General features: G+C 41.4%; 19 protein-coding genes and 1 pseudogene. 11 read left to right on the top strand and 9 right to left on the bottom strand.

The features are described from left to right. Positions 1-6 precede the first annotated feature (6 nt). The 6 genes from HRU23_16660 (at position 7) to HRU23_16635 (ending at position 7,730) form a co-directional block, all read left to right on the top strand. Positions 7-1,506 carry an aldehyde dehydrogenase gene (locus tag HRU23_16660; protein ID NRA55771.1) on the top strand — a complete coding sequence of 500 codons (1,500 nt, stop codon included), beginning with the start codon at positions 7-9 and terminating at the stop codon, positions 1,504-1,506. 77 nt (positions 1,507-1,583) lie between these two features. Beyond that, complete coding sequence (locus HRU23_16655; GenBank protein NRA55770.1) at positions 1,584-2,126, top strand: cupin domain-containing protein; 543 nt, start codon at positions 1,584-1,586, stop codon at positions 2,124-2,126. 383 nt (positions 2,127-2,509) lie between these two features. After that, positions 2,510-3,640, top strand: a complete 1,131-nt coding sequence (locus HRU23_16650; protein ID NRA55769.1) for an alkene reductase — start codon at positions 2,510-2,512, stop codon at positions 3,638-3,640. Between the two features lie 561 nt (positions 3,641-4,201). Beyond that, the gene (locus HRU23_16645) at positions 4,202-5,104 is read left to right on the top strand and encodes a hypothetical protein (protein NRA55768.1); all 903 of its coding nucleotides are present in this window, start codon (positions 4,202-4,204) and stop codon (positions 5,102-5,104) included. A gap of 270 nt (positions 5,105-5,374) precedes the next feature. Then, entirely contained in the window at positions 5,375-6,490 is a 1,116-nt protein-coding gene (locus HRU23_16640) for a PQQ-dependent sugar dehydrogenase (protein NRA55767.1), read from the top strand. 256 nt (positions 6,491-6,746) lie between these two features. Continuing rightward, the gene (locus HRU23_16635) at positions 6,747-7,730 is read left to right on the top strand and encodes an alpha/beta fold hydrolase (protein NRA55766.1); all 984 of its coding nucleotides are present in this window, start codon (positions 6,747-6,749) and stop codon (positions 7,728-7,730) included. A 95-nt stretch (positions 7,731-7,825) separates the two neighbouring features. On the opposite strand, the gene HRU23_16630 is transcribed toward HRU23_16635, so the two are convergent. Together HRU23_16630 and HRU23_16625 are read right to left on the bottom strand one after the other, a co-directional pair. Next, the gene (locus HRU23_16630) at positions 7,826-8,932 is read right to left on the bottom strand and encodes a helix-turn-helix transcriptional regulator (GenBank protein NRA55765.1); all 1,107 of its coding nucleotides are present in this window, start codon (positions 8,930-8,932) and stop codon (positions 7,826-7,828) included. 124 nt (positions 8,933-9,056) lie between these two features. After that, on the bottom strand, positions 9,057-9,341 hold the full coding sequence (locus tag HRU23_16625) for a hypothetical protein (protein NRA55764.1): 285 nt from the start codon (positions 9,339-9,341) through the stop codon (positions 9,057-9,059). Positions 9,342-9,628: 287 nt separating this feature from the next. On the opposite strand from HRU23_16625, the gene HRU23_16620 reads away from it, so the two are divergent. After that, entirely contained in the window at positions 9,629-13,600 is a 3,972-nt protein-coding gene (locus tag HRU23_16620; GenBank protein ID NRA55763.1) for an SEL1-like repeat protein, read from the top strand. Between the two features lie 589 nt (positions 13,601-14,189). After that, a complete protein-coding gene (locus HRU23_16615) occupies positions 14,190-14,669 on the top strand; it encodes a hypothetical protein (protein NRA55762.1) in 480 nt (159 codons plus the stop codon). A 71-nt stretch (positions 14,670-14,740) separates the two neighbouring features. Here HRU23_16615 and HRU23_16610 read toward each other — a convergent pair whose 3' ends face one another. Beyond that, positions 14,741-15,100: a nuclear transport factor 2 family protein gene (locus HRU23_16610; GenBank protein NRA55761.1), complete on the bottom strand. Its 360-nt coding sequence runs from the start codon at positions 15,098-15,100 to the stop codon at positions 14,741-14,743. Positions 15,101-15,643: 543 nt separating this feature from the next. Between HRU23_16610 and HRU23_16605 the strand changes: the two genes are divergently transcribed. Further along, positions 15,644-16,585 (top strand): helix-turn-helix domain-containing protein, encoded by a 942-nt coding sequence (locus HRU23_16605; GenBank protein ID NRA55760.1) that lies wholly within the window; start codon positions 15,644-15,646, stop codon positions 16,583-16,585. A gap of 120 nt (positions 16,586-16,705) precedes the next feature. On the opposite strand, the pseudogene HRU23_16600 reads toward HRU23_16605, so the two are convergent. Next, positions 16,706-17,296 (bottom strand): annotated as a pseudogene (locus tag HRU23_16600) (arginase family protein). Positions 17,297-17,502: 206 nt separating this feature from the next. Between HRU23_16600 and HRU23_16595 the strand changes: the two are divergent. After that, a complete protein-coding gene (locus HRU23_16595) occupies positions 17,503-19,047 on the top strand; it encodes an IS21 family transposase (protein NRA55759.1) in 1,545 nt (514 codons plus the stop codon). A gap of 14 nt (positions 19,048-19,061) precedes the next feature. Further along, positions 19,062-19,817: an ATP-binding protein gene (locus HRU23_16590; protein NRA55758.1), complete on the top strand. Its 756-nt coding sequence runs from the start codon at positions 19,062-19,064 to the stop codon at positions 19,815-19,817. A gap of 36 nt (positions 19,818-19,853) precedes the next feature. Here the strand turns inward: HRU23_16590 and HRU23_16585 are convergent, their stop codons facing one another. From HRU23_16585 to HRU23_16565, 5 genes are all read right to left on the bottom strand, one after another. Then, the gene (locus HRU23_16585; GenBank protein NRA55757.1) at positions 19,854-20,198 is read right to left on the bottom strand and encodes a hypothetical protein; all 345 of its coding nucleotides are present in this window, start codon (positions 20,196-20,198) and stop codon (positions 19,854-19,856) included. A 449-nt stretch (positions 20,199-20,647) separates the two neighbouring features. Beyond that, positions 20,648-21,628, bottom strand: coding sequence for an alpha/beta fold hydrolase (locus tag HRU23_16580; GenBank protein NRA55756.1), 981 nt, complete (start codon positions 21,626-21,628; stop codon positions 20,648-20,650). 34 nt (positions 21,629-21,662) lie between these two features. Further along, positions 21,663-22,529 (bottom strand): AraC family transcriptional regulator, encoded by an 867-nt coding sequence (locus HRU23_16575; GenBank protein NRA55755.1) that lies wholly within the window; start codon positions 22,527-22,529, stop codon positions 21,663-21,665. A 529-nt stretch (positions 22,530-23,058) separates the two neighbouring features. Continuing rightward, entirely contained in the window at positions 23,059-23,856 is a 798-nt protein-coding gene (locus HRU23_16570) for an EAL domain-containing protein (protein NRA55754.1), read from the bottom strand. A 229-nt stretch (positions 23,857-24,085) separates the two neighbouring features. Continuing rightward, the gene (locus HRU23_16565; GenBank protein ID NRA55753.1) at positions 24,086-24,334 is read right to left on the bottom strand and encodes a hypothetical protein; all 249 of its coding nucleotides are present in this window, start codon (positions 24,332-24,334) and stop codon (positions 24,086-24,088) included. Positions 24,335-24,342 lie beyond the last annotated feature (8 nt).

The following is a 24,342-nucleotide window of genomic DNA, read 5'->3' as shown; positions in this document are numbered from 1 at the left end:
ATATTAATGAGTAATTTAACACACAGCCAGTGGCAGACACTGGCAGAACAACTAACCATAAATGGTCGCGCCTATATCAATGGTGAATATACCAATGCAGTCAGTGGCGAAACATTCGATTGCATTAACCCGGCAAACGGCAAATTACTGGCAAAAGTAGCCAGATGTAATAGCGATGATGCAAAAATAGCGATTGATACTGCTAAGCAAGTTTTTGAATCTGGCGTCTGGTCTAAAATGGCACCGGTTAAACGTAAAAAGATTTTGCAAACCTTTGCATCGTTGATGCAGCAACATCAGCAAGAACTGGCATTACTTGAAACGCTAGACATGGGCAAACCTATTAGTGAAAGCGCTAGTGTTGATGTGCCCGGCGCTATTAACTGTATTAACTGGTATGCAGAAGCTATCGATAAAGTCTATGACGAAGTGGCTCCGACCAGTGATAATGAAATTGCGCTGATCACACGAGAAGCTGTTGGCGTGGTAGCCGCGGTTGTACCGTGGAATTTTCCACTGCTGATGGGCAGTTGGAAATTTGCGCCAGCATTGGCAACCGGTAATAGTGTTATTTTGAAACCTTCGGAAAAGTCACCGCTAACCGCTATTCGTATCGCCGAACTGGCTGAACAGGCAGGTATTCCTAAAGGAGTTTTTCAGGTATTGCCGGGTTTTGGTCATGAGGTCGGTGAAGCGCTGGCGCTGAGCAATGACGTTGACTGTTTAGTCTTTACCGGTTCAACTGGCGTCGGCAAACGTTTGCTGCAATATTCAGGTCAGTCGAACATGAAACGTGTTTGGATCGAAGCCGGAGGAAAAAGCCCTAATATCATTTTTGCAGATTGCATTGATCTTAAAAAAGCTGCCGAAGCTGCTGCTTGGGGTTGTTTCTATAATCAAGGCGAAGTTTGTGTCGCTGGCACACGTTTGTTGATTGAGTCATCAATAAAAGAAGCCTTCATGCCGTTACTCGTTGACGCAATTAAAGCGCTGCAACCTGGCGACCCACTTGATCCGGCAACCAACATGGGCGCTATCGTTGATGACGTGCAAATGAATCAAGTGCTTAAATACATAAACATTGGTCATGAACAAGGTGGCAAACTGATAACCGGTGGTGAGCAAGTGAATCAAGATACTGGCGGTTATTACATTGCGCCAACTATTTTTGATGATGTCGATAACCAAATGCGGCTCGCGCGTGAAGAAATTTTTGGTCCGGTGATGGCGGTGATAACGTTTGACACCCAAGACCAAGCGATAGCGATTGCTAATGACTCTCCCTTCGGATTGGCTGCTGGGATCTGGACCGCCAACTTGAATAAAGCGCACAAAATGGCCAAAGCACTACGCGCAGGCTCGGTGTGGGTTAATAATTACAACGGTGGTGATATGACTGTACCTTTTGGTGGTTTTAAGCAATCAGGTAACGCCCGCGACAAGTCTTTGCATGCCATTGATAAATATACTGAAATAAAAACAACCTTAATACAACTGGAAGATTAGCTGTTCCTTATTCGGTTTTTTGAATACTATTAGCAATAATCTGATAGTGTTCAATATATTGATATAAAGGGTAAATAATGGAAGTCGGTGATCGTTTAAAGAAAATACGCCAAATGCATGGCTTGTCACAGCGTGAGCTAGCCAAGCGAGTTGGGCTGACAAACAGCACAATTTCAATGATTGAGCGTAATACGGTTAGCCCTTCAGTAAGTTCGCTTAAACGGATACTGGGCGGTGTATCGATGTCGCTCACCGAGTTTTTTACCATCGATTTCAAACAGCAGTCACAAGTGGTTTTTAAAGCTGACGAGCTAGTAGATGTTGGCGGTGACGGGGTCGAACTCAAGCTGGTAGGCCCTGGCGGCTCTGATTCACAGCTCGCATTTTTGGTTGAAAAATACGCTCCGGGTTCAGACACCGGTGCAGAAATGTTAAGCCATGAAGGCGAAGAAGCTGGCACAGTGATAGAGGGAAGTATTGAGATCACCATTGCTGGTACCAGTTACAAACTGACCAAAGGCGATAGTTATAAGTTTTCAACTAAACTGCCACACCGATTTAAGAACCACACGAACAAGGTGTGCAAAATAATTAGCGCCCATACCCCTCCAACATTCTAACGGCTGCGAATTAAAATATTGTTCACAATGTCTCTTTCACGTCAGTTAATTGGTCAATATCGCAAATATTAGCAACACAGCCCTGCACTTTTTAGACCTAAAATTTAGACCTAACATTTAGACCTAAAAAGTGCAGGCAAAACAATAATCATCAACCCGTAAAATCTGTTTTTTGGCATTCTTTAGCTTCACGATTTAGCGACTAGATTTAGCAACAAATAGCCACTTCACCAACCTGATCAATATCTAATCAACTCAATTACTTACTACCACTGGTACCATTATTAGTTGTACCAACTACAAAGACAAGTTGTTATATATTGTATCGCTTGTGATTTAGTATAGCTCGTTCAAATTAATCCCGTAAAATGTAGGATCACCCCATGGACAACAAGTCATTATTTACGCCAATTCAGTTGGGCTCACTCACCTTAAAAAATCGCATTGTGTTACCACCACTAACGCGATCTCGCAGTACTCAACCTGGCGATATTGCAAATGATTTAATGGCTAAATATTATAGCCAGCGTACTGGTGCGGGATTTTTAGTCACAGAAGGCACGCAAATAGAACCTCGTGGTCAAGGTTATGCTTGGACGCCTGGTATTTACAACGCTGAACAAATTTCAGGATGGAAAAAAGTAACTCAAGCAGTCCATCAGCAAGGTGGCGTTATTTTTGCCCAATTGTGGCATGTCGGTCGCGTATCACACACCACATTGCAACCCAATGGCGATGCTCCTGTTGCACCGTCAGCAATCGCAGCAGATAATGTTAAAGTGTTTATCGAAACAGCACCTGGCGAAGGCGATTTAGCCAACCCAAGTAGTCCGCGTGCCTTAACCACTACCGAAGTTGAAGCGTTAGTTGAGTTATATGCGCAAGCGGCCAGAAATGCGATGGAAGCTGGGTTTGACGGCGTTGAATTACACTGTGCCAATGGTTATTTGGTTAATCAATTCATATCAGAGCATAGTAATCAGCGCGATGACCATTACGGCGGCAGTTTAGAAAATCGATTACGATTTTTAAAAGAAATCACCACTGCTGTGGCAAATGTAGTCGGTAAAGACCGAGTAGGCGTTCGGTTTGCACCGTTATTTGAAAGCACCACCGAAACTAGAGTCTATTTAGGCTTGGTTGAATCTGATCCCCAGCACACCTACATTAGTGCCATCAAAGTATTGAATGACATAGGTATTGCCTATCTGTCATTGGCTGAAGCCGATTGGGATAATGCGCCAGATCTGCCAGAAACATTTTATAAAGCCGTCCGTCAGGAATTTAGTGGGGTAATTATGTACGCTGGCAAATATACCGCTAACAAAGCACTTAAAGTACTCAACGCCGGTAACGGAGATATTTTTGGTTTTGGCCGCCCGTTTATCGCTAATCCTGATTTACCTGAGCGGATCCAAAACAACTGGCCATTAAATGCGGTTGATCCCACGACAATGTATGGCGGTACCGATATCGGTTATGTTGATTACTCGACTTATACTGGCACTAAATAACATATAGTCGTTGCACTAAACAGGAAAGTAACTGCTCAATTAACACCGTTGAGCGGTTATTTAGCTAATAAGTATTTTCATATCCACCGTCAAACACCCCAAATTTTATCTCTATAACAATAAGTTAATAATCGTCTTCTTTATCTAAGCAACAACTTTAAATTAATGAGCTCGAAAAATATAATTTAAACTAAAGTTCGTTTGATAGGGTAAACCAAGGATTGGTTTTAAATGCTCGGTAGCCGTAGGCACAGATTTAATTCAAGAATTAAGTTATGCCAGCCCTTTCCCCGTATTTAAATAGCTTTAGATAGTAAGTCTCTAATAAATTTTAGGCTACTTATCTCGCTGCGTACACTCAATGGAACATGGCTGAAATAATCGAGCAAACGTGTGATAGATGAATAACTCGACATTAAACAACTAAAAGTAGAGCTAAAGGTAACCAGTAAATCCGCTTTTGTAGCACATCATCAATAAACTACAATCAATCACCACGGCTGTTACTAACGTTACTTATTCACTATTACATCTAACATTAGCTTGTATGAGGTATCAGTCATGAGTATACAAAAGACTAAACATAGCAATTCTAAACATTCAATAGGTCAAACCGCGGTAAAACCCCGGGCAAGAAAGTGTAATATTGCCAAGGTCGAAGATTTCTTTGTGACTACCGACAGTGTCGTTGCCAAGGCAACAGTGATAAGCGATAAATCAATTAGTTTTTTAGAAATAGATTGGGGAGATGGTGAAAAAAGTAATATTAATATTCGGTTTGCCAATCACTACAAGCTTCCCGCTTACAATGGCACCGATTCATTAAACCCTGGCACTTATGAGTTTTATCATAGATACCCGGTAACCTATGAAGACCGAAATGACCGCCCAGTCCCGCAAGACTATTTCGTTACTCTTAGGGCATTAGATTTTAACGGCGACTTTGATTTTAGGCTCAAGAATATTTTGATTGAACCTAAATATAAGATTAATTTTTATAGTTTAATTGTCGGACTAAAAAATCAGTGCGACGGTGGCGGCACCAATGAATTTAGTGTTGTACAATCCGTGAGCAACGAGATAACAAACGAATGGGACTGGTCGCCATCAGATGATTTTATCTTTGAAATTCCAACGTACCGACTAGATGGTAGCCACCTTGCTCAGATTTTTGAAGTAAAGGGGGTCAATGATTCATTGATTGAGTCAGTAAGATTTAGTTTTACTGAACATGACCAGTGGTATGACGACAGAGGGTCTCTGTCGTATAGCTTTTATCTCAGTACTTATCTGACAACTCGATCAGATAATGCTGCAGGTCGTTTAGAGGGTACCATTAATGTTGTTGACACCAATCCTTTCTGGACCGCAAGTTGCGAATTATCTTATGCTGTTGATTGGGAACTGAGGTTAGTTGTTCCCTTGCCGACATATAATGGATTAGTCTTCAGCGCTAGTAATTAGTGAATTTTACCTACATATCTAGATAACAATTAAGATCCCGTTAAATAACTGTGTCACTGCAGTACCAATCATTGTTTAGCGGGCTTGACGAAATATAAATTAAGCTCCCCGTCCGATGCTGACCACTTAGTTGCTGGTTATTTTGAACGTGCTGTATAGATCTCAATATCTATGTATCATAGTTATTCATGAAATTTTGCACTTGGTTAATAGCTCTCTTTTTGTGAGCTAACGATTAAACAACCTTACTTGTCTTGCAAGGCTAAGCTGATGACAAAACTATCATTAATATCAATCGTATTACTGTGTTCTTTAATAAGCATAAAACCTTGGGCGCAATCTAGCACCAACTATGCTATTGACCTGCTAGCCTCTGAGTTAGGCATTCCTTGGGGCATGACCTTGATTGGCCCAAATAAACTGCTGATCACCGAACGTAATGGTCAATTATTACAACTAGACCTCATTACAGGACAACAACGACATATTTCAGGCTTACCGCCAATATACGCCAAGGGACAAGGCGGCTTGTTCGATATTAAAATTCCCCCCGATAGCTCGCACCAACAGTGGCTATATTTTACCTATGCAAAACCAGTGGCTGGTCAGGGCAGAACCACACTGGCGCGCGCCAAACTCATTGGCCATAAGTTAAAGCAATGGCAAGATTTGCTCGTAACCGAGTCGGCAACGAGCACCAATCGTCATTTTGGCTCACGCATGGCGTTTGATGGCAATGGTCATGTTTTTTTCTCGGTTGGCGACCGTGGACATCGCCCCAACGGGCAGGATTTATCTACCCATGCTGGCAGCATCTTGCGGCTAAACCTTGATGGTACAGTGCCCAAAGACAATCCATTCATTGCCCAGAATAATGCGCTGGCCGAAATTTATAGTTACGGCCATCGCAATCCGCAAGGGTTAGCATTTGATCAAAAACATCAGCGATTATGGGCAATAGAACACGGCCCCCGAGGCGGTGACGAAATTAACCTGATTAAACCCGGTCGTAATTATGGCTGGCCAGTGGTGTCATTTGGCAAAGAATATTGGGGCCCCTTTAGCGTTGGCGAAGGTACATTAAAAGCGGGAATCGAGCCACCAGCTAAAGTCTATATTCCATCAATCGCCCCCTCTAGTTTATTACTCTATTCTGGCCGCGCCTTTAAAACATGGCGAGGTAATTTACTCAGTGGCGCGTTGAAATTAACTCATCTGAACCGGGTTGAACTCGATGGTGAGCTTGTTACCGCTGAACATCGACTACTCACCGAGCTAAAACAACGTATTCGCCACGTTATTGAAGACAAACAAGGAAATTTACTGATATCGACCGACAGTGGTCGAATTTATCGCCTTAAACCAACAACAGCCAATACGCCATAAGGTAATAGATTTTAATTGTATGAGGCCACTAGCTTTGCACGGCTGAGGTTCTGGATCTTTAATCAAAAGAATGTCGTTAAGATTTAGCCTATAGCTTCAACCAAGCGTATTTAAAAAGTACTAAAACCTGTTTTAGGTCGTCCTAAATCATGATCTAGGGCGATTAATGCCATGATGACCAACATACTGATGGTTCTTTAATTGTAAATAAGGAATTATTCCAGTGAAAATATTCATCGTAGTTAGCATCATATTTATGGGTATGTTTAAGGTAGCCTGTGCCAGTTCAGTTGGCTTTGGTCAGTTTGAATTAAATAGTAATGAAGATCGCCCGTTAAAAGTCACTATCTGGTACCCGACAAAACAAACTTCTCCAATAATATCAGTAGCCGAGAACATTGCATTTGTCGGTACTGACGTGATCAAACATGCCGCGCTGCCCAAGCAAAAATATCCACTAGTATTACTCTCACACGGTTATCGTGGCAGCTGGCGAAATTTAAACTGGCTAGCAACCAAGTTGGCGCTCAAAGGATTTATTGTTGCAGCCCCCGACCATCCGGGTACCACAACATATAACCATTTGGCCTTGCAAGCATCGCAGTGGTGGCAACGTCCTCAGGATTTAGTGCGTGTATTAAATTACTTATTAGAAGACCCAGCTTGGCGTACTGCGATTGATCCTAAAAATGTGTCTGCTGTCGGTCACTCATTAGGGGGCTGGAGTGTGATGCAGTTAGTCGGCGCAAAATTTGATCGCAACACCTTTAATAAACAGTGTCGGCAGTACCCTAACCCTAGAACCTGTGGTCTAGCCAGTGAGCTTGGACTAAGTTCACCTCAGCCACAAGAGCCTAAATCCTTTAATTTCTATGATGCTAGGATCACCAAAGCGGTCATTTTAGATTTAGGCTTAGCACGCAGCTTTACTATAACGAGTCTGAACAATGTTAATACTGCGGTGATGATTTTAGGAGCGGGAGTTGATATTGGAGATTTGCCTCAAGCGTTAGAATCGGGTTACCTGGCAGAGCATTTACCCTTGTTAAATCGCCGCTATAAGGTGTACGAACAAGCCACGCATTTCAGTTTTATGCAATTGTGTAAACCCAATGCAGTTCCTCTGCTTGAAGAAGAAACGCCAGGGGATGGAATTGTGTGTAAGGACGGCGCTGATACAACAAGGCAAGTGCTACATAGCCATATACTTGAGGATATTTTAAATTTTATAACTAATTAATCAGCGACATGAGATATATTGGAGAACAGGACTTTAGTGCGTGGCTGACTGCTCGACTTGAATACTTGGCCGAGTACTTTGCTTAAGTACTTTGCTTAAGTACTTTGCTTAAGTTTAATCTTTTCTTTTACGTATAACATAGTGGGATCTGATCGGTATACGCTGGGAGTTATCCCAGTGATGCGTGCAAACTCTCGATTAAAGTTAGACTTAGTTTGAAAACCCGCACTGAGATAAATGTCTGTAATACTGTCGTCAGTATTAACAAGCAATTTTTTGGCGTAATTGATACGGTATTCATTGAGCACTTTGGAGATATTCATCGTATAAACTTGATTCACAGCCATTGAAACTTGCCGCGCGGGAATACCGATTTTTCGTGATAAACGCCCCAAACTCAAATTAGGATCGCGAAACACTTCTTGCTCTGCCATTAAGGTTTCCATCTTGCTCACAATGTTGTTCGCATCGGCCTCTGGCAGCAAAGCAGCTTTACAAGATAAATCAGTCTCACTATTACTGGCACCGTTATGTGGTGCAGCCGATAACTCCTCTGTTCCAGTACTAGTACCGTTATTGCTGTTATTGCTAATGGTACTGAAACTAACAATAATGACACCAACCACCACAGTAGGAATGAGAAACAAATACGCCAGAGACAAAATGTCTAGCGCATGTTTTCCTGCGTACGCTATAAAATCAAACGATAACACGCCATCAATGCAACCAGAGACAACTAACATAATGCCAGCAATACGCTCTGCAGTAATCACCCGTTGTGCATCGCTCAGCCGAACATCTTGCGGTATCGAAAATGAGTAGCGAATCAGTACGGCCCCATAACAAAAGTAAAGCACAGTTAAAATGGCATCTATCGTATAAATCCAAAATTGAAACCAAAATGAACAAATGGTGATGGCAATAGGCCCGGTTAAGTGCAGTATTGATATACGCCCTCTATTATGTGCTTTAGCAAAACAATACCATGCAGTAACCGGTAATAATGAAGCCAAAATAGGCTGTAGAAACCTAAAAATTGCAACATCATACGTCCAGCGCAATCCAACCATCAATGTGCTTACCGCGCACAAAGTGATGAATAAAGCCGGTATTTTTCCTTCGATTGGTTGTTTAGCAATTAAAAGTATCACAACTATCACCAGTAAAAGTGACATAACAAAAGGTAACGGTATGGCAAGCATTAAGATCCCATTATGGTTTGCAGGTGACAATTATAGGAAAGCCATCTTAAGCCCGCTCCAGTCAAATATCACAAAAGATTAAATTCACGCAGGTTAGTTTAAAACCTTTAAATTAGACTCTCAACTAAATTTGATGGCTAAATACTAACGTTTTACCCCACAATTTTTTTATCAATAAACAAATTATTTTGTTGTTCGGATTAATCATAATGGTATATGCAGCGGTCTCAATTGAAAAGACCCTATAAATCCGTTTAACTTGGTCGATTAACCACTGACGGCGATGATTGATATTATTCCCGGTGAATCTATCATCGCCGCACAAATAAGCACGGCGAACACCGCGAGAAATAACGTGATAATACGGCGTAGTTGCCAAATCAATTAAACTGTCACGTTCCCAAGCCATAATACTTGTTCTACTACAAATAGCAGGTGACAAGCGTACTACATAAAATGTTTAGCCGTATAAAAGAGATTAGTGTCGTTTTTATATACTTTTCACCTATTTCCCCCCTACCGAGACTCCAATAATATTACATTGATCAGTGACTTAATGATTGAAAGTCAGAACAATCTCAATTATGGTCTTGGGTTGTAAATATTAAACTGCCAAAGGCTAGTTTTATGGTGGTCGTATTCTCGGTTAAATTATCGCGCGTTGGTTTTTCTGAGCTAATTTTTTAAGAGGTTAAAATGTTTAAACGGTTAAAGAGTTTATTTAACTCTGGCAGTTCGTCAGAATCGTCTTCAAGTAAGTTAGCTAGTGCCGATGTGCCCGCCCCTAGCGTAAAAATCCCTGCTCAAAATGTGGTGGCATCAGCACAATCATCACAACCAACTATTAATGTCGCTGAACAACCGAAACAAACACTTCAAACCAACGATAACCTTGAATACGGCGATTATCCGATTAGCGATCAACAGCTGATAAGCTTAGAGCAAAGTGAGGCTAAGGCTGACTTATTTGTCTTGGCCTATCAGCGCTACCTTATTAATCGCAATAAGTCCGATAAAGCTCGCGAACAGATCAACAAGATGATTCAGCTCACGACTTTTGATGTCCGCGCCGCACTGATTTGTCAATGCTACTACCTCGATAACCCCCAAAAGCCAGCAGGCTTGCAAGACCTCAAGTATTTTAGTCCCCACAGCATCACAAAAGGCTTGGCGTGGTTTGAACAGCAAAGCGAACGAGCTCCACAGTTATTACGCCAAAGTGCGATATTTTATTTAAACGGCGTTGGTGTGACTGAAGATATCCCTAAAGCGATTGCCTTGTTACAGCAAGGTTTCGTTCAGGATCAGTGCCTGTGTTCAGGGGTACTGGGTTGGATTTACCGAAATGAAGAGAAATTTAGAGATCTCGATTTGGCAATACAGTGGCTTACTCGTGCAGCAGATCAGCAAGATAACGATTCAATGTTCGAGCTTGGCGACATTTACGAGAATGAACAATCGGTCAAGAACCTTGAATTATCGATGCTGTGGTACGGAAAAGGAGCACAAACCAATCACGCGGGTGCGATGTATAACCTAGCTTGGGCTTACCGTCATAATAAAAGTTATCGCGATTTAAAATTAGCGGTTAAATGGTGGACCAGAGCTGCAGAGCTAGACGACTGCGAGTCAATGTTCGAGCTTGGTAAAGTTTATGATTACGAAGATTCAGTCAAAAACCTTGAGCTATCGATGCAGTGGTATAAAAAGGCATCACAGGCAGGTCATGAAAGTGCGATGTATAACCTCGCCTGGGGTTATCGTCATGAAAAAAATTATCGCGATTTAAAGCGCGCAATTGAGTGGTGGACCAAGGCTGCTGAGTTAGGCAACAAAAGTTCAATGTTCGAGCTTGGTAAAGTTTATGCTTTCGAAGATTCAGTCAAAAGCCTGGATCTATCGATGCAGTGGTTTAAAAAGGCAGCTCAAGCCGGTCACGTTGATGCGATGTATCAGCTCGCACGGGGTTATCGTAATGAAAAAAGTTATCGCGATTTACTCCTGGCGATTGAGTGGTGTACCAAGGCGGCTGATTTAGGTAACAACAACGCCATGAATGGACTTGGCGGTATTTACCAAGAGGATTCGGTAAAAAATATTGAATTATCAATCCATTGGTATCGAAAGGGAGCTCAGGCTGGTCACAAGGGAGCCATGTATAACCTCGCTCGTACTTATCTTTATCAAAAAAGTTATCGCGATGTGAACCTTGCGATTAACTGGTATAGCAAGGCTGCTGATTTAGGCTACAACCCAGCACTGAGAAGTCTAGGTTATGTCTACCGCGATGAAGCCCAATGTCTGGATCTTAAAAAGTCGGAACACTGGTTTCTCAAAGCGGCAGCGGTTAATGATATTGTTGCAATGGAGGCATTGGGCTGGATGTATCGTTATGAAAAAACGATGAAAAATAAAGAGTCCGCCTACACTTGGTATTTGGCCGCGGCCAATTTAGGTTGTTCTCGGTCGATGTCAGAACTTGCTGAAATTTATTTAGAAAGTGGTAGTTATTTTAATAAGACTGAGAGCTTTAATTGGTTTAAACGTTCTGTTGAAGGCAATGGCGTGCACGAACTCTACGCCTTCGCAAAAGCAAGCTTTCATGCGAAATTGTTTAATACCAGTCGAGCGATGAAATTTGGTATTGCCGCCGCGGAGCAAGGGCATATTGTGGCGATCTCTAAAATTCTTAATCAGTATTCACACGATAATTATACTGGACCAGAGCGTAATGGGTGGATAGCGACGCTTAAATTGGCATCGGATCAAGGCTATGGTCGGGCTTCTGCGATGTTAGGCTCTTATTATTTTTTCTTAGACCGACCATCGTCAGACCGTTATAATCGGATTAGTGAGAAGCAAGAAAAACAACGAATTTTATTACCAGAGAGTTTAATTTCTCAACATCAAACTAATTCTAATTCGGCTTCTACCTCAACTGCTAACTCAAATGCTACCGAGCAGACCAGCACAAATGTACCAACTAAAAAAGTGGTGGATCTCGATACCCAGAGTTTGCTTAAAGAACTCGATGGTTTTATGGGGATTGAAGCGGTACGTCAAGAGGTAGCAAGTCTTGCCGCAATGCAAAAGGCTAACAAGTTGCGTCAGCAAAAGGGGTTAGCCATTAATACCCCGCGACTTAATTTAATCTTCGCCGGAAACCCCGGCACCGGTAAAACCACTGTCGCGCGTAAACTTGGGGTTATCTACCAACGTTTAGGCTTGATTGCCAACAGCAAGGTAGTTGAGGTAAGCAATAAAGATTTCTTTGGTAATTATGATAAAGGAGGTTGGAGCGAGGATAATTTCAAGTCAGTTATTGAAAAATCGCGTGGTGGGATCTTATTTATTGATGAGGCATACCAGCTGTTAAGTCGAGGCGAAGGTGGCCAAAACATTATCAATTTACTGCTACAGACAATGGAAAATGAGCGTGATAATTTAATGGTTATTGTCGCGGGATACCCAGCCGAAATGACAACGTTTATCGAGTCTAATGTCGGCTTAGGCTCACGCTTTAATAAAAAAATATTATTTGAAGATTTCACACCAAAAGAGTTGCTGCAGCTATTTATTGTCAATGCTGAAAAACGCGGCAGTTTGCTCAACGTGCAGGCAAAGGACGCATTAAGCGCCTATCTAAATAGAATGCACGAAAGTCGAGATAAACATTTTGGTAACGCGCGTTTTATAGAAAATTTACTTGAAAGCATTCAGCAGCAGACTGATCTACGCGCGATAAGCACCGGTGAAGATATTGGCAGGATTAAAGCCGTAGACATACTGGCCGTTACCAATGACGCCAATTCAGAGCCCTCCCCCGTCAACAAGCAAGGATTAGACCCAGAGCAAGAGCTCTTTGCGATGACAGGTCTTAAGGCTGTTAAGCAATCGGTTAAAAAGCTCAATGCACGTATTATCAACAATAAGCGCCGCCAAGAACGATCGTTGGAAGTTCAAGATTCTGGCAATTTGCATATGGTTTTTTCGGGTAACCCTGGCACGGGAAAAACACAAGTCGCTCGCTTATTAGCCAAGATACTCAAACAAAAGGGCGTTATTTCTCATGACCAAGTGGTGGAGGTTTCACGCCAAGATCTTGTTGCTGGCTACGTTGGTCAAACGGCAACCAAGACCCAAAAAGTCATCGACAGAGCAATGGGCGGAGTACTGTTTATTGATGAAGCCTATACGCTGAGTAAAAAAGACAGCGATAATGATTTTGGCCAAGAAGCAATTGATGTACTGCTTAAAGAAATGGAAGACAAACGCGACCAATTTGTGGTGATTGTTGCAGGTTATGAGCAGGAGATGGTTAGTTTTCTAGAAAGCAATGAAGGACTTAAGCGTCGGTTTAAACAATATTTGCGCTTTGAGGACTTTTCTCCAGAAGAACTAGTGGAGATATTAGAAGGATTTTCCACCCGTGGCGGCGATTATATTGAGACCAACTTTTTAAGTGAGTTGCCTTTGCTGATGGCTCAGTGGCGGGAAGATTATGGCTCAGGTTTCGGCAACGCTGGTGCGGTACGTAATCTTTATGAGGCAATGACAGAATCGCGTTCGTTGCGATTGATGGATATTGATGATCCGAGCGATGAGCAGCTCGTTAGATTAGAACGCGCTGATTGGGATGATGCAATAACCGAGCTGACACCGATTTAAAATCAAGGCGAGCACCTGATTTTTATGTTGATCTATTGCCAAGCGAATTGGAACTAGCGTACCAAGTCGCTTGGCAATGCAGTAAAAAAGACACTAATACCTTAATGAACTGCTTAATATAAGTAGACACCCGCCCTGCTATCCTTTGGCTTGTCGTAAAAAAGCAAGTCATTGCATTTTGGTTGATTGAAAATTTTCACATTAGCTAATATAACTAGATTGCGATAAATCACTTCAGACGGTAGCTTTTTTCGAGCGCACAAAGTTTACATCACTGCGTTAATGAACATCACCACTGCTGGTATTAAGGAGTTGGCTGAGCTATTTAATAAAGTAATCAGAACTAACTGAACTTTATTAAACTGGTGGCATTTAGCATTAATACTTACCCTGGTTCGCCCCGTCTATATTAGCTTTGTGTTTAATTACTTGATCTAATTCTTTCAATTCCTTGTTCTAAAATAAGATTATTACCGTTGCGTGACTTAATGATTGAAAGACTGCCTTATCTAAATTATGGTCTTGATATATTTAAATTTCAGGCTGAGAATGCGCAATTCCACAGCCTTGTTAGGCTCAAGTAATAAGTATGAATTACAATTATTTCGTTATCGCAAAAGTCATCCATATCTTAGCGGTCGTCCTGTGGATTGGTGGTGTTGGTTTTGTTACCACGGTATTAATTCCTTCACTTAGAAAGACCCAAACGGCAGAAAATCGATTAAATTTATTTGAGCTACTTGAAGGTAAGTTTAGTTTTCAGGCCAAGATAACGACCCTGCTTACAGGAGTTTCTGGTATCTATATGCTCGAAGTTATGAATGCCTGGACAAAATATTTAAGTCTGTCATTTTGGTGGCTTCACTTAATGACTTTTGTTTGGTTAGCGTTTTCTATTGTTTTATTTATATTAGAGCCATTATTTTTACATCAATGGTTTAAGAACAAGGCAATAGACGATGACGAGCAAGCCTTTAAAGTTATTCTGTGGATGCATATCGTTTTATTTTCATTAAGCTTACTAGCAATCGCTGGAGCAATGGCGGGATCTCATGGTTATTTGTTCTAGACACCTCACAAAGCGGAACCAAGCAAACTGTAGCAGTCCCACTTTAAATTCTGGTTATGTTTCCCTACTACTCAGAATGCGAATTTCCATTGTTCAGTGTCTATAAACCAGCGCTCTTCGTAGATTTTTTCACCCTCAAACTTGAACAAAACCGACAACTGAGAAGCTGTAATTTTATCGGATTTCCATTCAACTATCGAGATAACTTCACTTTCACCTTCTATTTGCCTAAGTTTCGTGATTTCGAAGCCTGGAGGAAGGATTGAGCCAAGGCCATCTAACGCAGAACGAAACTCCTGCCGCCCTTTCAAAACATTGTCCTGACCTGGCATGATGAAAGTCATCCCTTCCACATAATCTTTGATTAAAGTATCAAAATCACCAGTTCCAACGGCATCCCAGCCACGTTGTACTATGTTAGCTAATTTCATTGCATATTCTCCTAATATAGTTAGTACTAATTAACTATAGAAGGTATCTGCTCATTGTGGGGAACACTGAAACATAACGCCTGATAAAAGGACTCTCAACAAATTTAGATGACTAAATACTAACGCTCTACGCCACCATTTTTATATCAATAAGCGAATTTATTTTGCTGCTGCGCTCTAAGATGCCTAGTTCTGCGTGAAAGATACATTGTTTTTAAAAACTGGCACACGAAGCCAGCAAGAGTAAGCTCTCTCTGATTGTACAGTTAAGACAGTCCAGCCAACGCCTTTATACCAGCAATGGTGATGTTCATTAGCACAGCGTCGTAAACTTTGTTCACTGCCAGTAAAGTTACCGTAGTGACGCCGGAAGTTTTTGATTACCTCGATCCAATCAGCGAGTTCGAGATAATCCACCAGCGAAAATGCTGCTGATAAGTGGTAATGCGTTCTTGAATTGAATTCGGGGGAAAATAAACTCAAAAAACAAACAGGTACCTAAATTACTTGTTATCATTAGGATTTTAGGGTGAGGTGTTAACAATGAGCATGGTGTTTTCGACAGATTCTTTAGAGAATAAAGATAAATTCAGTTACTGGCATGAGGTGGTCACTAAATATTATGCACCGTGTACGGGCCTAACAAACAACAAAGAAAATTTCAGTGCAACCACAACAGTACAAGATGTTGGTCTAGCGGAACTAAGCCATGTTATTTCCGATGGTATCCGCTACGATCGACGTCCATCGGATTTGCGTTCAACGCCTCGTGAAGATATTTTTCTTTCTATCATGCTAGAGGGGGAAGGTTATTTTAGTCAAAATGATCATCAGGTTAAACATCAAGCTGGCGATATATTGATCTACGATTCAGCTAAACCCTACTGCTTTAATTACAGCAACGCTTATAAATCCATGCTACTTAAGCTTCCCCGTTCATTAGTTCAGACAAAAATATCTCATATCGATCAGTTAGGAGGAACGATAATTAAATGCCAATCAGTATATGGCAAACTGATTAAATCACTTATGCAAGATACTTTAGTCATTGCATCGTCTCCTGAACTAAGTCAAAAAAATGAGTTTATCCTGCCAACGTTGGAAATGCTTACAACAGCAATGCAACGTGCAAGTGATGGGCGAGAGCAAGCAACAGACACAGGTCATAGCAAACTGTTAAGTGAAATTAAAACCTACATTCATAGACACATCACCGATGAGGAACTGAGCATAAATCGTATCGCAACTGAAAATAATGTTTCGGTAAGAACATTAAGTCGCTTGTTTGCGGAGATAGGTGAAACACCAAGAAATTGGTTGCAAATGCAACGTTTGAGCTTTGCTTACGAAGCATTAGCGACCAGAAAAGTCAGTAACGTAACGCAAGCGGCATTAACATTTGGCTACAAAGATCTGTCTCAGTTTAGTCGAACGTTTAAAAAGCAATACGGTATCTCCCCCAAAGATCTGTACCGAACAAACTAAAAGGAATAAATAGCGGGGACTATTTATTCCAACGTACATGGTCAAGCTGAATAAAACACAGCTCGGATTAATGCTAACTTCATTGTTTTATTCCCTATAAATAACTGATCATAAACTGTATTACTCGCGCTTTCCAAGTAATGGTAATTGCTCAAGCATATTTTTAAGGGATAACGAATCCCAAGGTAGATGCTCAGCAATACCAATGCCAACAACCTTGCTCTTTTCACTGGCCACATTGATAACCTTAATGACATCTTCCATCGTTAACTGTCCTTGAGCGATACCATCAAAAGTATCTGCGGCTACATTTGGGCTGTTGAATAACAGCGATCCAAAATTTGATATGCTTAAAACATCTAAATCTAGATGTATCGCTAACACCTTAATATTTTCCTCATCAATCCATTGCCTAATAGGGGTGATATTAGTGTGAATATCTTCAGGGCGACAAACACGCATATTTCTCTTTTTTAGGAAATCAGCTTCATAGTCACTTTCATTATTTACACCAGCATACATTATCTTATTGGCTGCAATCGGTCGGTTAACAAACTGAGTGAGATCGCTGTCACCCTCTCCCATCAGCGCTCGTAAAACCGAGGCATGAGAATGTTCAAACTGTTCAGATGTCATAATATCTGGGTGTGCATCCACCCATAAGATACCCAGATCATCACCATACTTTTCCTGTAAATAAGCAAAAGGTGCATATTCCGGCCTAACGTGAACACCTAATCCGGCGCATCGTGAACACCCATTCTGGTTTATCGTGAACAGTGATTCCGGCTTTATCGTGAACACTTTTACCCTAATTTCCGGAATTGGTGTTCACCATGAACCGGAATCATTTCAATGCATTGATTAATAATATCTTTCAGTGCCATATTTACCCTTTTAACGATTAAGGAAGGGTTATGGCTACAAAGAGGATCACAATGCGTAAAATCAGAGATGTTTTAAGGCTGCGTTTAGAAGCAAAACTCAGCGTTCGCCAAATCAATGCCAGCACAAAAGTCAGTGTTGGTGCCATTCAAAAATTGCTGACTAGGGCCAACGAACTAAGTCTTTCTTGGCCCTTGCCTAACGAACTAGACGATACCGAGTTAGCCAGGCTCTTTTACCCCAAAGCCGATACTCGGGCCTCTACTCGTTTTCAAATGCCAGATTGGCCAGTACTTCACCTGGAGCTCAAAGGGAAAGGAATGACCAAGCGGTTACTCTGGGAAGAATATTGTCAGCAGTATCCTAATCGTTGCTTAAGTTACTCTCAGTTCTGCGATCGTTACCTCAATTGGGCTAAGAAACAAAAGCGCTCAATGCGCCAGACGCATAAAGCTGGCGACAAGTTATTTGTTGATTACGCTGGCCAAAGAATGCCAGTGGTGTCGCCATCGACAGGTGAAATACGATTTTCTGAGATCTTTGTTGCCGTGCTTGGTGCCTCAAATTATACCTATGCCGAAGCAACTTGGAGCCAGCGCTTACCAGATTGGCTGGCTAGTCATGTGCGTACCTTTGAGTTCTTAGGTGGCACACCTGTCATGGTGGTGCCTGATAATCTCCGCAGTGCCGTTAGCCGTTCTTGTCGTTATGATCCGGAGTTAAACCCTAGTTACCAGCAACTTGCTGAGCACTATAGTGTCGCTGTCGTACCCGCTAGACCTTACAAACCTAAAGATAAAGCAAAGGCTGAAGTGGGCGTGCAAATCATTGAACGTTGGATTTTAGCCCGTCTGCGCCATCACACCTTCTTTTCACTAGCGGAGCTTAATCAATGCATCGCATCATTGCTCGTTGAGGTTAACTCAAGACCCTTTAAGCAGCTACCTGGCAACCGGAAACAATGGTTCGAGCAGCTTGATAAACCCTTGTTAAAAGCGCTGCCAACCCACCCGTATCAGTATGTTGATATCAAGACGGCGAAGGTCAACATTGATTATCATATCCAATATGAACAGCATCTATACTCGGTTCCACATCACCTCGTGGGTGAAAAAATAGAGTGTCACGCCAGCGATAAGCTGATGAAGATTTACTTTAAAACGCATCTGCTAGCCACCCACGTCAGAAAACATTATCCAGGCACAACCTCTGAGCCTGGGCACATGCCGAGAAAACACGCGAAACATCAGCAATGGAGTCCTGGTAGGTTAAAGAGCTGGGCGAAAGATGTGGGACCCGATACATTGCTTTGGGTTGCTGGCCAACTCGACAGAAAACCTCACCCAGAACTCGCTTATCGTGTGTGCCTAGGGCTGTTGAACTTAAGCAAATCCTACCCAGTCAATCGCCTCAATGCCGCTTGCGCCATCGCAAATGACCAATCGCTCGTTAAGCTGAAAAATATCAAAGCCATATTACTAAGCAATCAAGATAAGTTACCACGAGATAAACAGTGTGTTGACTCGGCACTGCCGCAGAACCATGAAAATATTCGCGGCCCTAAAAGCTTTCACTAACAAGGAGAATAACGATGATCGACCAGACTTTATCTCAACTTCGCCAGCTGAAACTTAGCGGCATGGCGATGGCGCTACAAACTCAATCAGAACAACCTGGCACCTATGAAGGCCTATCATTTAACGAGCGATTACAGTTGCTCGTCGACAGCGAACAACAGGATCGCGATAACCGCAAACAGCAACGTCTTATCCGCAGTGCAAAGTTCAAGCTCGGCGCAAACCTTAGAGACATAGACTACCAGCACCCGAGAGGCTTGCAGCAATCTCAAGTGGCTTCTCTGGCACAATGTGACTGGCTTAGTAAAGCGCAAAACCTGTTGCTCACAGGGCCCTGTGGTACAGGGAAAACCTATATCGCTTGCGCCTTCGGTCACACCGCCTGCCTAAAGGGTTTTAGTACACGATACTACCGAATCTCTCGCCTGATGCTGGAGTTAGCGCAGTCTAAAGCTGATGGGACGTATCAGAAGATCCTTAAGACGTTAGCAAAAATCGACTTGTTGATACTTGATGATTGGGGGCTAGAGCCGCTAAATACAGCTCAGCGTAATGATCTGATGGAAATAATGGACGACCGTCACGGATGCGCCTCAGTTATCATTATCAGTCAATTACCAACTGATCAATGGTATGAAATGATAGGAGATAACACGTTGGCTGACGCCATATTAGACCGAATAATGCATAACTCTCATCGGATAAAACTGCGGGGTGAATCAATGCGAAAAATACTAAACGACTTGACCCATGGTGAACACTTAAGTTAAAAAAGAGGCTGGGCAATACATTGAATGATTAGGTGTTCACGTTGAACCAGAATCGGTGTTCACCTTCGCCGGAATACGCACAAAAGGCACTAAATCAACTAAACAGTCTCCACCTAATACCACCAACTCTTCTGGCATATGTTTTTCTATTAATGCTTTAGCACTGAACAACTGAGGAATAATTTCTGAGCGCCCGACAATACCATTTTCATTTTTTAATTGTCTATTCTCATCAAATGTAATATCAACGATTTCTATAGGGCCATCCGTTGCAGGGGCAAGCCAAGCGAGCAATTGAGCACCAAAATGGTATGCATGATTATTACCGCCCTGCCATTGAGGCATAAGTAAACGAAGTGGTTTTTTATTCTTTGCTAACATAAGATTTACCTAATTAAATGAGTTATTTGTGTAGACATCAACTACTCCAAAATACATTTGAATAAACAGTTAAACTATTCGACACCGCCCTCTTTGCGATCCCTAATATACGTAACTGTTATTATAAATAGGAGTATTTATCCACTATGATGCCAACAAGAAATTGATTGCTACTTCACGCTATTATTGGCAGGAGATGACTATACATAAATACACGAGAGGAACTCTTGCTTGTATAGGACAATGATTGGTCTCTAACGGCCATTAGTAATCAAAATTTCGAGAGATGAATGCTAGATTTGTTAATATTTTTTGATTGAACGGAAAAAACCGACTCGATGGTCGGTTGATGTTGAATTCGGGTACCGATTTAGCTCGGCGCACTGAGTGTCCCATTGTTACTCTTGTTACATTGTTAATTCTAAGTAAATAGCTATTTCAGTTCTGTATTACCTGATAACACTCGTTATCCATGACCCAATAAAGTTAGAGGCCCCGATAATAATAGAAAAATGATTTTCCCCTTCAATCATTTTTATTTCCTTATTCGCTTTTATATCGCTGTTTTCTTCTGCAAATCGCGTTACCTTTAATGGATCAAAGGCTTCATCTTTATTGCCAATCCACAACCCAAACTGCTTTAACTCTAATAATTGAGTGTCAGGTGAATAAGGCGTTACTGATTTAGACATATTGATAGTGTTAAATGCGACGATTTGAGGATTTTCTTCTAATACGCTTGCGGGATAGTTAAATTTAACCGCTTTTGAATGGCCGAAAAATAGCCCTCCACTCATACTGTTTATCACAAAGTCTGAAACGTTTATTGTCGAAAATTCATAACCGCCATTTTTATCTTTATCGTGGCTGGTCTCAGAACGAAAGCCAAAATATGGCGCAAGAAATACGTATCCATCAATAGGCGCTCTTTGCTCCCAAGTGGCGTAATTAAGCGTAAGACCAGCGCCCCCTGAATGTCCACCGACAAAGATAGGTAGCTTTGGATACTGAACACGCGCATGCGTAATCATGGTATTAATATCCTGCCAAACTTGTTCATCACTAGGTGCATCACCTCGGTCACCACCTGAACTTCCATGCCCCCTTAAATCGGGCATATACACAGCTATTTCAAATTGATCTCGTACCCCTACACCAATGTGGTTATAGGACAGTCCGCTATGAGCACCTGCACCATGGTAAAAAATCAAAATTGCTTTAGCTTGCAACGGAAGGTAAGAACGAAATGCGAGGGAGATATCATCACTCGCCTGTACATACTCCAGAGTACTCAGCGCCTTTTTATCTGCATTTTTTATCTCTTTAAGTGAAAAAAACTTATCCAGTGGTTGTTCCAATTGCTTTGCCTGTGATTGTGTGACAAACAGAAAAAGCGCCATAATAATGACCAACACATAACTTAACTTCATCATAACTCCTTTAATTTTTTCTCATTGTTGCAAGCTACTTCAAGGGCAGATAAATATCTGTAATCACTTCAGTCTCTGGAACATCAGGAAAAAAACTTACCCTTTCGAAAAATATAGGGTAATCACGTAATTTTTCTCCACTTTGCGCAAGCCACTCTGCGTATAAGTAAGCGATTTTTTCACTAATAGTATCGTCAGAACCAACATGCCTAATGACCGCACAACGTCCCGCAGGTATGGTCTTTGTGATGACACCATGCTCATTATTTTTTACATCAGATTTAACTGAGACGCATATATCACAGCGGTATTTATCTGGTTCAGTCACTGCGGGATCATCATAAACAATATTAAATGTTCTACTTATCTTAGGTGATAAGTTATTTTCTTTACGCCACTCAATAAATAAGTTAATCGTGTTGCCAAGTAATTCCAGGGGACCAAGGTGTGCTAAGGTGGCGACTTTAACGTCACTAAAATCTATAATTTCAACGCGATGCGAACATTTAACCGATTTCATACGCTGAATTCTCAACGTCTTGAACTGTTCATATTTTTGATACCATGGCGTCCACTGCGGTTGTACTCTAAACTGGGATGGACTCTGACCAATAGACTGACTGAAAGCGCGAGAAAACGCTTCTGAACTTTCGTAGCCATTGGCAACAGCAATATCAATAATTCGCATGTCTTTCTTAAAAGCCAATTGGTAAGAGGCTCGCTTCATTCTCGCCTGTCTGATATAAGAAAATGCCGTTATACCAAAGAACGAAGAAAACTGCCTATGGAAATGATATTTGGATAAACAGGCAATATCACTTAACTTATCCACTGTTAAATCTTCATCCAAATTAGAATCTATATAATTTAGTAATTGATGGAAACGATCCTGATAATTCATGCTTTATAGTAGCCTTTAGATATAACCGCTCGGTAACAACAAGTTACTCATTTACAGCTTATAATACATGATGAAAGTTGCGGAGTTTAAATGTAAGCACCAAAGGCTGTGAAAAAGTATACTTACTTCCCTTTGTATGTAGTAGTCAACATCAGCAATACTCCTACACTGCCACTATCGGAGATTTGAGGTTTAGCTGTTAGCTCATTGGTATCAATACTATGTTGCATTACTTATCGTAAGTCATGTGTGTTATTTTTATCTACCCCCTACGTGCTAATCACACACCAGTTACAACTCCATACAACATAGGCACTTCCCGCATTCACTAATTACGAAATAAACTCCTTTCGGAAGAGGATTTTTAATTCCTTGAGACGCCTTTGCAGTAGTGATAAATACTAGGATCTTGTTCGATATTCTTGTCCATTATTTGGGAGTTCATTGGATCTAGTTAGCACTCAATGCGCACAGGAATAACATTTGCCAGAATACCTTAGATTTTAATTTTGGCTCATTGGTAATGAGCTTAATTTAAAAAATCGCTCTCAATGTATGTTAACGCCGCCGGTTTACCAAAATAATAACCTTGCATAAGCTCAACCCCTAACGTGGTTAAAATGTCTCGTTGCTCTTTGGTTTCAACCCCTTCAACAATAACAGTCGCGCCTTCGTTTTTAGTAAGGGATATACCATCAATAAGTGCGACATCACCATCCGCGATATAATTATCCAAAAGAGATTTATCCAACTTAATAAAGTCGGGTTTTAATAAATGAACCCTTGCTTCATTGGAAAAATCCACGCCGAAATCGTCAATTGCGATACTAATACCACGAGAGCTGAACATCTTAATGCCAGCAACTAAACCCGAGACATGCTTGCCCTCAAACTCTGTTATTTCAAAAACAATATTCTCAAGTGCTAGCCCCTCTTTGTCTATTCGACTGATTGCATCACAGACTGAGACAGGGTGATTGTAAGTCGCAGAAAACATAACAGGCGAGATATTAATAAAAAGTTTTAAAGCTCTATGTGGGGATTGGGCAAAATTACGCACGTGAATACCAAAGCAAACGGTGCCAAAATTTGTCATCTCAATATCAGAGGTCAGAGATTGAAAGAAGCAATAAGGATTTATACTTTTTCCTGTGGTTAGATCCTTAATTCTGACTAAAGCCTCAAACCCCAAACAATCACCAGAAGGAGAAGATATTATCGGCTGAAAGACACTTTCAAAATAGAAGCCATTATACCTCGCAATATATAAGCCACTCACCCGTTCAATAGCATTTTCAACGTTATATTTTGTTATTAAACCGTCCATTAAACATTAACCACCAGCCATAAAAGCCCAGTATAGTTCGATCTTATTTATAAATCTATTGCTACTGTAATTCCATTTGGATAGTTGTGGTAGACGAATAAAAGAGAGATCGAGCTTCATGTAAAAACTATCAGGAATTAGTTAATGGCCCCCCCGATAGCCAATTACGAAATAATAATTTAGTAAGTGGTGCACTTAGAACATGAATTCTGGGTATTTACTTGGTGTTTTAACCGACGCCTTTATGCCAACACTGTCCGTGGTCGTTTGCACATTGTCGCAACGCGTATTCGCTGCCAGCAAAGTGACCATATTGCCGCCTAAAGTTCTTAATCACTTCTATCCAATCGTCGGGACTAATCCCTAGCCTATCAATCAGTTTTGGGGTGGTATCGTCAATCGAACCACGTTTGTTGGGGTGTATCGCTCGCCCACTCCAATCGGCAAGCTCTAAATAGTCGTACAGTGTAAACGCGATAGCATTGT

It is taken from the genome of Gammaproteobacteria bacterium, assembly GCA_013214945.1.
Taxonomy (GTDB): Bacteria; Pseudomonadota; Gammaproteobacteria; order Enterobacterales; family Psychrobiaceae; genus Psychrobium.
This window is presented reverse-complemented; position numbering and strand designations above follow the sequence as displayed.